Annotated in this window: 13 protein-coding genes; 5 read left to right on the forward strand and 8 right to left on the reverse strand. The window is 72.7% G+C overall.

The window, feature by feature from the left end:
- Positions 1 to 79 precede the first annotated feature (79 nt).
- The 4 genes from FG385_RS27310 to FG385_RS27325 form a co-directional block, all read right to left on the reverse strand.
- Positions 80 to 799, reverse strand: a complete 720-nt coding sequence (locus FG385_RS27310; protein WP_160148900.1) for a sigma 54 modulation/S30EA ribosomal C-terminal domain-containing protein — start codon at positions 797 to 799, stop codon at positions 80 to 82.
- Between the two features lie 74 nt (positions 800 to 873).
- A complete protein-coding gene (locus FG385_RS27315) occupies positions 874 to 1,356 on the reverse strand; it encodes a DUF2231 domain-containing protein (RefSeq protein WP_139099661.1) in 483 nt (160 codons plus the stop codon).
- Positions 1,357 to 1,434: 78 nt separating this feature from the next.
- Positions 1,435 to 2,445, reverse strand: a complete 1,011-nt coding sequence (locus FG385_RS27320; RefSeq protein WP_139099662.1) for a zinc-dependent alcohol dehydrogenase — start codon at positions 2,443 to 2,445, stop codon at positions 1,435 to 1,437.
- A gap of 16 nt (positions 2,446 to 2,461) precedes the next feature.
- Positions 2,462 to 2,728, reverse strand: coding sequence for a DUF1876 domain-containing protein (locus FG385_RS27325; RefSeq protein ID WP_139099663.1), 267 nt, complete (start codon positions 2,726 to 2,728; stop codon positions 2,462 to 2,464).
- Positions 2,729 to 2,850: 122 nt separating this feature from the next.
- Between FG385_RS27325 and FG385_RS27330 the strand changes: the two genes are divergently transcribed.
- Positions 2,851 to 3,987, forward strand: a complete 1,137-nt coding sequence (locus FG385_RS27330; protein ID WP_139099664.1) for a site-2 protease family protein — start codon at positions 2,851 to 2,853, stop codon at positions 3,985 to 3,987.
- Here FG385_RS27330 and ppk2 read toward each other — a convergent pair whose 3' ends face one another.
- Entirely contained in the window at positions 3,988 to 4,779 is a 792-nt protein-coding gene (gene ppk2, locus FG385_RS27335) for a polyphosphate kinase 2 (RefSeq protein ID WP_139099665.1), read from the reverse strand.
- A complete protein-coding gene (locus FG385_RS27340) occupies positions 4,757 to 5,668 on the reverse strand; it encodes a universal stress protein (RefSeq protein ID WP_139099666.1) in 912 nt (303 codons plus the stop codon). Before FG385_RS27340 ends, ppk2 begins: the two co-directional genes overlap by 23 nt.
- Positions 5,669 to 5,760: 92 nt before the next feature.
- Between FG385_RS27340 and FG385_RS27345 the strand changes: the two genes are divergently transcribed.
- Positions 5,761 to 6,435, forward strand: a complete 675-nt coding sequence (locus tag FG385_RS27345) for a response regulator transcription factor (RefSeq protein ID WP_268815947.1) — start codon at positions 5,761 to 5,763, stop codon at positions 6,433 to 6,435.
- Positions 6,432 to 7,616: a sensor histidine kinase gene (locus FG385_RS27350; RefSeq protein ID WP_139099667.1), complete on the forward strand. Its 1,185-nt coding sequence runs from the start codon at positions 6,432 to 6,434 to the stop codon at positions 7,614 to 7,616. The genes FG385_RS27345 and FG385_RS27350 overlap by 4 nt, the downstream gene beginning before the upstream one ends.
- 67 nt (positions 7,617 to 7,683) lie before the next feature.
- Here FG385_RS27350 and FG385_RS27355 read toward each other — a convergent pair whose 3' ends face one another.
- Both FG385_RS27355 and FG385_RS27360 read right to left on the reverse strand, forming a co-directional pair.
- Positions 7,684 to 8,523, reverse strand: a complete 840-nt coding sequence (locus tag FG385_RS27355; RefSeq protein WP_235022823.1) for a universal stress protein — start codon at positions 8,521 to 8,523, stop codon at positions 7,684 to 7,686.
- Complete coding sequence (locus tag FG385_RS27360) at positions 8,513 to 9,460, reverse strand: Acg family FMN-binding oxidoreductase (protein ID WP_139099668.1); 948 nt, start codon at positions 9,458 to 9,460, stop codon at positions 8,513 to 8,515. The genes FG385_RS27355 and FG385_RS27360 overlap by 11 nt, the downstream gene beginning before the upstream one ends.
- A 180-nt stretch (positions 9,461 to 9,640) precedes the next feature.
- Here FG385_RS27360 and FG385_RS27365 point away from each other — a divergent pair, with 180 nt between their 5' ends.
- The gene (locus FG385_RS27365; protein WP_139099678.1) at positions 9,641 to 10,648 is read left to right on the forward strand and encodes a zinc-binding alcohol dehydrogenase family protein; all 1,008 of its coding nucleotides are present in this window, start codon (positions 9,641 to 9,643) and stop codon (positions 10,646 to 10,648) included.
- A 195-nt stretch (positions 10,649 to 10,843) separates the two neighbouring features.
- On the forward strand, positions 10,844 to 11,156 hold a 313-nt coding region (locus FG385_RS27370), incomplete at its 3' end, for a response regulator (protein ID WP_139099669.1).

Here is an 11,156-nt window from a genome sequence, read left to right on the forward strand (position 1 = left end):
TGTCCTCGCCAGGAACCACCTCAGAACCCACGGCGGTGCCGGTTGACGGCGTGGCAGACGCGGCTCCGCCGCCAAAATGCTAAGCCGCGCTGATCAGGCCGAGGTGGCCGTCGTGGCGGCGGTACAGGACGGCGGCCCGGCCGGTGCCCGCTTCGGCGAAGAACAGGAACGGGCGGTCGTCGAGCTCGAACCGGTCACGGGCCTCGGCCAGCGTCAGCCACGGCGCCGTCCGCGGGCTCACCGTCACCCGGTTCGGGGCGGTCAGGCGCCCGGCTCCGGCGGCCGCGACCCGGTACCCGCCGGGCACCCGGTAGAGCACGCAGTCCTGACGCGTCGCGACATCGGTGAACAGGTGGAACTCGTAGCCGAGCGCGTCCAGTTCCGCCGCCGCGTCCGCGATCGCGACGGGAGCGCGACTGAAGGTGCGGTGCCGCACGATCTCCCGCTCCCGCGCCGCGACCGCCGTCTCGGCCGCCGCCCGGCGGCGGTGGGGCCGCACCGTCCGCTCGAGCGAGCGCCGCACGGAATCGCGCAGGTGATCGACGGTTTCGGCGACCGTTTCCCCGGACACGTCGACGTGGATGAGCCGACCGTCCAGGTCGACGTTCGCCGCGGCGGAGACCTTGTCGGCGACCGCGGGATCGTTGTGCCGGGTCAGGGTCGCGCGGGCGGCCAGGACGGGTTCGGGTGCGTGCACGAGCGCCTCGTGCAGGCGGCGGCGCAGGTAGTCCCCGGCGCCGGGAAGCCGCCCGCGCACCGTGATCTCGATCCTGTCCGCGGTGATTGCCTTGGTGTTCACGCCCTCAGCTTCACGCGGCGAACCGCCCTGGCGGAGGGGAGAAAGGCCTTCAGCGTCCTGGCCGAGGTCCCTCGCTAACCGTCGTCGCCCTGGTGCTGCGGCGCGGTGTACTGCACGGCGCTCCACGCGGCGTGCGCGCCCGAATCGCCGATGCGGACGACCTGGACCGCCGACACCCCGGCGAGCCCGACGGTCGCCACCATGAGCGCGGGCAGCACCCACGTCGGCGTCCCGTTCCGGCTCGCGAACCAGACCAGGCCGGCGAGCACCACCAGGAGGCCCGCGACGAAGATCAGCAGCTGATCGCCGAGACGGGCATGCTCGCGGATCAGCTCGGTCGGCACGAGCCGGTCACGCAGGTCCTCGCCGCTGCTAGTGGCGATCGGGATGCACACGGTGGCGACCGCGGCGAGGCCCACCGCGAGCCAGCCGAACCGGCGGCGTGCGGCGGGCCACACCGCGACGGTGATCGCGGCCAGCACCGACAGCGGGACCAGGACGACCACGGCGTGCACCACCAGCACGTGCATGGGCAGTCCGGAAATGAAGACGGGCAAGGTCAAACCCCCCGGTTGACGATCTCGACGGGCACAGCCTGCCGCCGAATTCTGGGAGGTTTCTTGGACCGGACGCCGTCAGAACCGGAACACCAGCCGGGCCGGGACCTTGCCGGAGAGCACCTCGTCGAAGCAGGAGTTGACATCCTCCAGCCGGCGCGGTTCGGCGATGATCCGGGTCCGGCCCGCCGCGTGCAGCGCGAACACGTCGGCGAGGTCCTTGCGCGTGCCCACGATCGACCCGATGACGGACTTGCCGCCGAGCACCGTGTCGAAGATGGGCAGCTCGATCCGGCCGTCGGCGGGCAGCGCCACGCACACCAGCCGGCCACCCCGCCGCAGCGATCCGAAGGCCTGGTCGAACGCCTTCGAGGACGTGGCGAGCGCGATCGCGACGTCGGCGCCGCCGAGCTTGCCGATCGCCTCGACCGGGTCCTTCCGGCGCGCGTTGACCACCTGGTCGGCCCCCAGCTCGATGGCCAGGTCCAGCTTCTCGTCCTCGAGGTCGACCGCGATCACGCGCGCGCCGGCGATCCGCGCGTACTGCAGCGCGAGATGCCCGAGCCCGCCGATGCCGAACACGACGGCGGTCTCCCCCGGCGCGAGCCGGGACACCTTGACCGCCTTGAACGTGGTGACCCCGGCGCACGTCAGCGGCGCCGCGTCCATACTGGACACTCCATCCGGGACGGTCACGACGAACCGGTCGTCGGCCACGGCGTACTCGGCGTACGCGCCGTCGACGGAGTAGCCGCTGTTCTGCTGGGACTCGCAGAGGGTCTCCCAGCCGGACACGCAGTACGCGCAGTGCCCGCAGGCGGAACCGAGCCAGGCGATCGCGACCCGCTCACCGGGCGCGTGCAGCCCGGCGCCGGGCCCGAGCTTCTCGACGGTCCCGACCCCTTCGTGCCCGGGCACGAACGGCGGGTTCGGCTTGACCGGCCAGTCCCCGTTCGCCGCGTGGATGTCGGTGTGGCAGACGCCGCTCGCCTGCATCCGCACGAGCACCTGGCCCGGTCCCGGCTCGGGGACGGGCAGATCGCGGATCTCCAGCTTGGCCCCGAGTTCGGGCACCACCGCCGCTTTCATGGGTTCTCCTTCGTGGTCAGCGTCCGAGGTGGACGTCGGTGTGGGTGATTCCTTCGATGTCGGCGACCGTCGCGTCCAGCAACTGGTGCGCGAGGTCGGCCAGCGCCCGCGAGACCGCGAGCTCGTCCCCGATCTCCGGGACTGCGGCGTCCCGCGGGTTCAGCCGCGCCGTGCCGGTGCCGATCAGCCCCGTCTCGTCCGGGTTGAGCAGCCGGGCCTGCGCACGCGTGACGCGCTCGTGCTCGTCGATGAAGATGTCCACGCGCCAATGCTTTTCCTGCATGTTTCTCGCCTCCTCCACCGCACGCTGCCGCGCCGGGCGAAGCACGCAGAAGAGCAGAAAGTCCTCCCGGAGGTCACCTGCGGCCCTACGTCCGAGAACGGCGGCACGCGCACGATCGGGGCATGTTCAGCTCATCGCTCCCGCTGGGCCGCTTCGCCGGGATCGGAGTGCGGGCACACTGGTCGGTCGCGATCGTGCTCGCCCTGCTGTCGTGGATGCTGGCCGCCGAGGTGCTGCCGGCCGCCGCGCCCGGGCACCAGGCGGTCGCCTACTGGGCCACGGCGATCGTCACCGCGGTCTGCTTCCTCGCCTCGCTGCTGGCGCACGAGCTGATGCACGCGGTGCGGGCGCGCCGGTACGGGATGACCGTCAAGAGCATCACGCTGTGGATGCTCGGCGGGATGACCGAACTCGACGGGAACCCGCCCAGCCCCAAGGCGGATCTGTGGATCGCGCTGAGCGGCCCGCTGGTGAGCCTCGCGATCGGCGGGGCGGGCTACGGCGGGGCCGTCCTGGCCGCGGGGCACCTGCCCGCGCTGATCGTCACCGGGCTGAGCTGGCTCGGCCTGACCAACCTGCTGCTCGGCGTGTTCAACCTGCTGCCGGGCGCGCCACTGGACGGCGGGCGCGTGCTCCGCGCGCTGGTGTGGAAGCGGACCCGCGACCGCGCCAGGGCCGCCGCGGTCGCCGCGAAGACCGGGCAGGTCCTCGGCGGGCTGCTGATCGCGCTCGGCTTCGCGGAGGTCCTGCTGCTCGGCTCGCTCGGTGGCCTGTGGCTCGGCCTGGTCGGCTGGTTCCTCATCGGGGCCGCGCAGATGGACGTGAACGCGGGGCTCATGCGGGAGCAGCTGGGCGGGATCACGGTGCGCGACATCATGGACCCGCATCCGCCGGTCGCGCCCGGCTGGTGGACGGTCGCGGCGTTCGTCGAGCAGGCAGCCGGGCAGGCGCGGAAACGGGTGTTCCCGGTGACGTCGTTCGACGGGCGGCCGGAAGGCGTGGTGAGCCTGCGTGAGCTGGCACGGCTCACGGCGCAGCAACGGCTCGTCACGCGGGTGTCCGACGCCGGCCACCCGGCGCGCCACATCGCGCGGCCCGGCGACCGCGTGCTCGATCTGCTGTCCACGGGCGGCCTTCGCTCCGCCGACGACCTCGTGCTCGTGGTCGAGCACGGCACCCTCGCCGGGACCGTCGGGCTCGACGACATCACCCGCGCGCTCGAACTGGCCGCGCTCGGCGGCCGGAACGTCCCGGCCTGATCACAGGGTCGCGGTGTGGTCCGGGACGTAGCTGCCCGGGTTCTTCTCCGGCCGCCGGTACCCGTCCGGCGGCGGGCGGTCCGGCACGCGGATCACCGGCGGCGGCACCTCGTGGTACGGGATGCTGCCCAGCAGGTGCGCGATCATGTTGAGCCGCGCGCGCCGCTTGTCGTCACTGTCCACGATGGACCATGGTGCCTCGGGGATGTCGGTGTAGAGGATCATCTCGTCCTTGGCGCGCGAGTAGTCGTCCCAGTGCTCGATCGACTGCAGGTCCACCGCGGAGAGCTTCCAGCGCCGCACCGGATCGTGCAGCCGGGCACGCAGCCGCCGCTCCTGTTCCTCGGCGCCGACCGAGAACCAGTACTTGCGCAGCAGGACCCCGTCTTCGACCAGGAGCCGCTCGAAGATCGGGCACTGGTGCAGGAACCGCCGGTGCTCGTCGTTCGAGCAGAAGCCCATCACCCACTCGACCCCGGCGCGGTTGTACCAGCTGCGGTCCATCAGCACGATCTCGCCGGCGGCGGGAAGCTGTTCGACGTACCGCTGGAAGTACCACTGCCCGCGCTCGCGGTCGTCGGGTTTCGGCAGGGCCACGATCCGCGCGACCCGCGGGTTGAGGTACTGGGTGATGCGTTTGATGGTGCTGCCCTTGCCGGCGGCGTCACGCCCCTCGAAGATCACCACCAGCCGCTGCCGCTCGGCACGCACCCATTCCTGCAGCTTGACGAGCTCGCCCTGCAACCGGGCCAGCTCACGCTCGTAGGCCTTACGAGGCAGTTTCTCGACCATGCGCGACTCCACTGGGGCGGACCACGGCGACCGGGCATTCGCTGTGGTGTAGCAACGCCTGACTAGTCGAGCCTAAGCCCATCCCCTTGAAAGCGCCCCTGCCGCGAGAACCGACGACGATCAACTGGGCGTCCCCGGCCTCGCCGAGCAGCCCGCGCACCGGCCGGTCCCGCACGACCCGTTGCCGCACCTCGACCTCCGGGTACTTCTCCTGCCAGCCGGCCATCCGCTCGGCCAGCAGCCTGCGCTCATCCTCGGCGACCGCCTCCCAGTCGACGTCGAACGGTAGTGCCGACCAGGTCTCGGCGACCGACACGTCGATCCAGGTGTGTACCGCGACCAGCGGCACGTTCCGCAGGCTCGCCTCCTCGAAGGCGAACGCGACCGCCGAGTCGCTGACCTCGGACCCGTCGACGCCGACCACGACCGGCCCGCCTTCCGGCGGCGCGTCGCCGGGCAGCCGCCCGCGGACGACCACGACCGGGCAGTGCCCGTGCGCGGCGACCCCGGAGGACACCGAACCGACCAGCATGCCCTTGAACCCGCCCAGCCCGCGCGAACCCAGCACCACGAGCAGCGCGTGCGCGGATTCGCCGATCAGTTCGCCGGCCGCCAGGCCGACCCGCAGTTCGGTCCGCACCTCGACGCCGGGTTCCGCCTCCCAGGCGACCCCCTTCGCCAGCCGCAGCCACTGGTGCCCCTGCTCGATGAGCGTCTCGGTCACCCCGGCCTCGGTCGCGGCGGTGACGTGCGGGCCCAGCGGGGGCAGGACGCAGGCGTGGAACAGATGCAGCGGCGTGTGGCGGCGGACCGCCTCGTGCGCGGCCCACCGGGTCGCGTGCAGAGCCGAGTCCGAGCCGTCGACACCCACCAGGATCGCTTGTGCCATGCGTCCCACGATGCCGGGATCACCGGGAGCGCGGGCAGGGCCGGGTGTCCCCGTCCGGCGGGCCGAAGGGCCCCACCGGCACAATGGCCAGTGTGGACGATCCCGGTGTGCCGCGGGTGCTGGTCGTCGAAGACGACCCGAAGCTGCTCGACATGTTGCGCACGCTGCTGACCGAAGAGGGCTACCTGGTCGACGAGGCCGGGGACGGCCAGCGCGGGCTGCACCTGGGGCTCACCCGCGGGTACGACGTGCTGCTGCTCGACCGTGGCCTGCCCGCGCTCGACGGGCTCGACCTGCTGACCCGGCTGCGCGCCCGTGGCGTGGCCACGCCGACGCTCATCCTGTCCGCGCTGGGCAACCCCGCGGACCGGGTCACCGGGCTCGACGCGGGCGCCGAGGACTACCTGGCGAAACCGTTCGACCTCGACGAACTGCTCGCCCGGCTGCGCGCGCTGCGGCGGCGCCACCTCGACACCGCGCGGGCGCTGCCGCTACCCGGCGGGCGGCTCGAGCTCGACACCCGCCTCGTGACCGGCGAGAGCACCGAGCCGGTGCGGCTGTCCGAGCGCGAGTGCGCGCTGCTGGCCCTGCTCGCGACGCGGCCGGGCCAGGTGTTCTCCCGCGCCCAGCTGCTGTCGCTGGTGTTCGACGACGCCGAGCAGGAGTCCGTTGTGGACACTTATGTGCACTATCTGCGGCGCAAGCTCGGGCGCCGGATCGTGGACACCGTGCGCGGGCGCGGGTACCAGCTCGGCCGGCTCGAATGACGCGGCGGCTGTCGGACGACGCGCGGCTCTTGCGCCGCACTGCGCTGCGCGCGGGATTCCAGTCGGCGCTCGCGGTCGCGGTGACGGTGGCCGTGCTGTGCGGGGTGTCGGTCCTCGTCGTGCTGCGCAGCCAGCATGCCGACGAGAACACCTTGCTGGAGAGCGCGATCGCCCGCGCCGACGACGTGAGCGACCCGCCCTCGGGTACCTGGCTGGTGATCGCGCGCGGTGGGAACGTGGCGGCGACCCCGGGCCTGCCGCCCGGGCTTCCCGACGAGCAGGCGCTGGCCGCCGGCGATGCGACCGGGACCGACGACGTCCACATCGGCGATCGCGAGTACCGCGTGCTGACCGAACGCCGGGGTGACGAGGTCGTACAGGCGATCCTGGATCTGCGGTCGGCGCACCAGGAACGCGAGCGGCTGCTGCGGGCGCTGCTCATCACGGGTCTGCTGGGCCTGCTGCTCGCCGGGGTGACCGGGGCGTGGCTCGGGCGGCGCGCGGCCCAGCCGCTGACGCAGGCACTCGCCCTGCAGCGCCGGTTCGTCGCCGACGCCGGGCACGAGTTGCGGACGCCGCTGACCCTGCTCAGCACACGGGCGCAGCTGCTGCGGCGCCATCTCGGCGACGCGCGGGTGGCGAAGGCCGAAGCCGACGAACTGGTCGCGGACGCGCGGCAGCTGACGGAGATCCTCGAGGACCTGTTGCTGGCCGCGGACCCGCGCGAGGCGGAACCGGTCCGCCTGGTCGATCTGGCGGACCTCGCCCGCGCGGTCGTCTCGGCGGCGCAGCCGGAGGCCACCGCGCAGGGGGTGCGCCTGACGGTGTCGGCCGAGGGCGAAGTGACGATCCACGGTTCGGCAGCCGCGTTACGCCGCGCGCTGAACGCCTTGCTGGACAACGCGATCCGGCACGCCCGCGGTGCGGTGACCGTGTCGGTGCGTGCCGGGCGCGAGGTCATCGCCGAGGTGGCCGACGACGGTCCCGGCATCGACCCGGCGCTCATCCCGTCGCTGTTCACGCGCTTCGCCACCGGCACCACGGAGGACGACCGCCCGCGGCGCCGGTACGGCCTCGGCCTGGCCTTGGTGAGCGAGATCGCCGCCCGCCACGGCGGTTCAGTCTCCGCCCGCAACGCCGAGCCCGCCGGGGCCGTCTTCCGCCTGACCCTGCCGCACTAGTTTGTGCCGTGAGGGGGTCCCTCACGGCACATAAGGGCATGAGGGGGCCCCTCACGGCACTGCCGCACTAGTTCCGCGCGATCGCGACCGGGCACGGCGCCTGCCGGAGCACACCGCCGCTGGTCGAGCCGAACGCCAGGCCCGCGAAGCCCCCACGGCCGCGGGAGCCGACCACGATGAGCTGCGCGCCCTCCGCCGCCGCGACGATGCCGCGGGCCGGGCGGTCCTGCACGATCTGTTCCCGCACCTCGACGCCCGGGTATCGCGCCGTCACCGCGTCCAGCTGCCGCTGAACCTCGGCGGGCAGCGTCACGCCGGAACGGTGCGCCACGTACACGGCGACGACCGGTACCCCGCGCTCGGCGGCCATCTGCATCGCGAACGCGACCGCGGCGTCGCTGCCCGGCGAACCGTCCGTGCCGACCACCACCGGGCCGGAGTCCGGGGGCGCCTGCTCGGGTGTCCGCCCGCGCACCACCACGACCGGGCAATGGCCGTGCGCCGCGACCGCCGCGGCGACCGAGCCGAGAACCATCCCGGCCACGCCGCCGAGCCCGCGGGAGCCCACCACGATGAGCCCCGCCCGCTCGCTCGCGCGCACCAGGTGGTCGGCGGCGAGACCGACTCGCTGTTCGGTGCGGACAGTCACCTCGGGTGCCGCTTCGTGAGCTGCCTTCGCCGCTTCGGCGAGCCACTGCTCGCCCTGTTCGAGGACCGCGTCGCCGTAGCTGCGCGGCAACCGGACCGGGCTGTACGGCTCGGGTTCGGGGACGAACGCGGTGTGCAGCACCAGTACCGGCGCGGCGCGGCGCGCGGCCTCGCGCGCCGCCCAGCGGACGGCGTGCAGTGCGGACGCCGAGCCGTCGACCCCGGCGACGACGGTGTAGCCGTTGATTTCATCGTTCACGGATGGTCCTACTTTCAGTGGCTACCAGGGGTTCGGCTGCGGGGGTGGCGGTCACGGGGTAGCCGACGCGGAGGATCGCCTGCGGATGCCCGGGCAGCTCGAGCCGCTCGATCAGGCCGGCCCGCACCTCGCGCAGCTGCAGCGGCTGCGTCAGCACCGAACCGGTGAGCCCGTGGGTGACCGCGGTCAGCCAGATCTCCTGTAGCGCGCATCCGGCGAGCAGGTGGTCGCGGCGGCTGTCGTCGTCGGTGAGCACGATCAGCAGGCATTCGTCGGCCAGCCGCTCGGTCAGCGTGATCACGTCGGGCAGGTGCGAATCGGACCGGATCAGCCCGCTCCACGGGAGCGTCGGCTCGGCCGGCAGCGGTTCTCGGAACTGATCCGACCAGGCGCGCAGCTCGCGCTGGTAGGCGCGATCGTCCCGCAGCACGGAGCCCGCGTACCCCAGCAACTCCGCGAGAACCGGCGCCTCGTGGCGCGGATCGACGAGCCGGATGCCGGTGCCTTCGATCGTGTCGGCACGCACCAGCTCCCTGGCTTGGGGAGCCGAGACCGGGTGCAGGCCGAACGGCAGGCGGTAGCTGCGGCGCCGGAAGATCGCGGCGTACAGGTTCACCTCGGTTTCGCTCGCCTGATCCCGTCCCGCCGCGTCGACGCGCGCCACCAGATCGGGCCGGTCTGCTTGCGGGAACAGGGAAACCTTCGCCTCCCAGCCTAGTGCCCGCACCGCGAGCCGCAGGTTGGTCAGCGCCGCGCCGCACGAGATCATCCGGTCGCGGCCGGCGGGATCGTGGCGGGGCAGCCGCGACTCGAACCGCTCGAACAGATCCGCGCCGTCGCCGCGCACCTCCACCGTCCAGGGCTGGCTGTTGTGTACCGACGGTGCCCTGCTGACCGCGCGGGCCAGCACGCCGACCTCGGTCGCCGACCAGGTCATCGCCACCGCCTCCCTTCCGGTTCCGCTTCTGATGCCAGATTTCCGCGCGCGGCCGAGCCGCCGGTAGGGTCCGGTGACCCCGGGCACAGGGGCTTTCGGGTGGCCCACCGGCCCGGCGATGAGGGCCGTTCGGCCCTGGTGAGTCCGCCGGGGTGCCCTGAGGCTGGGTCCATGACCGACATGCGCGCGTGGCGGGTGGCGCGGCCGGGCAGGGCGGGAACCGCCCGGTTCGAGTTGCACACCGAACCCGTGCCCGTCCCGGGGCCCGGCGAACTGCTGGTCCGGGTGCTGGCCTGCGGGGTGTGCCGGACCGATCTGCACGTCCTGGAAGGCGACCTGCCGGTGCACCGCGCGGGCGTCGTGCCGGGGCACGAGGTGGTCGGCGAGGTCGCGGGTCTCGGTTCCGGGGTGGCCGACTTCGCCGAGGGCGACCGGGTCGGCGTCGCGTGGCTGCGCGGCACGTGCGGGCACTGCAAGTACTGCCGGGCGGGCGAGGAGAACCTGTGCCCTGACTCGGTGTACACGGGCTGGGACGCCGACGGCGGGTACGCGGACTACACGACCGTGCCCGCGCCCTACGCCCACCGGCTGCCCGCGGGATACTCCGACGCCGAGCTCGCGCCGCTGCTGTGCGCGGGGATCATCGGCTACCGCGCGCTGCGACGGGCCTGGCTGCCCGCGCGCGGGCGGCTCGGGATCTACGGGTTCGGCGCGAGCGCGCACCTGGCCACGCAGGTCGCCCTTGCCCAGGGCGCGACCGTCCACGTGCTCACGCGCAGCGCCGAGGCCCGGCGGCTCGCGCTGGAACTGGGTGCGGCGTCGGCGGGCGGGGCGGCGGACGAACCGCCCGAGCCACTGGACTCGGCGATCCTGTTCGCGCCGGCCGGCGAACTCGTCCTGCCCGCGCTGGCGGCGCTGGATCGGGGCGGCACCCTTGCCGTCGCGGGGATCCACCTCACCGACATTCCCTCGCTGAACTACCAGCGGCACCTGTTCCAGGAGCGTCAGCTGCGCAGTGTCACCGCCAATACCCGCGAGGACGCGAGAGACTTCCTCGCCTTCGCCGCCGAACACCGGTTGCAGGTGGTGACCTCCCCGTACGCCCTCGAAGACGCCGACAAGGCACTCGCGGACCTGGCCGCCGACCGGGTCAACGGCGCCGCCGTGCTGATCCCGGCCAAGAGATGACCTTGGTCCTCACCGGCGGGGACCAAACGACGCCGCGCGAGGCTCCCCTGCCCGCTACCGTGCCGTTTGTTGCCAATCCGACCACAGTCACGGCTATCCGGCTTGCGTAGCAACAGTTACGTATCGCGCGGGTCTGCCTACTTTTGGTCGGATTAGCAATCTCGGGCAGCGAAGAATTCTGGAAAGGTACGAACCTTGATCACGGTGTTTCTGGTGGACGATCACGAAGTCGTCCGGCGCGGCGTGGCCGACCTGCTCGAAGCCGACCCCGAACTGACCGTCGTCGGCGAGGCCCCGACGGCCGCGCAGGCACTCGCCCGCATCCCGGCCCTGCGCCCCGACGTGGCGCTGCTGGACGTGCGGCTGCCCGACGGCAACGGGGTCGAACTGTGCCGCGAGCTGCGCTCGAAGCTGCCCGAACTGAACGTATTGATGCTGACCTCCTACACCGACGAGGAGGCCATGCTCAACGCCATCCTCGCCGGCGCCGGCGGCTACGTCATCAAGG

Source organism: Amycolatopsis alkalitolerans (genome assembly GCF_006152065.1).
In the GTDB taxonomy this organism is placed as follows: domain Bacteria; phylum Actinomycetota; class Actinomycetes; order Mycobacteriales; family Pseudonocardiaceae; genus Amycolatopsis_E; species Amycolatopsis_E alkalitolerans.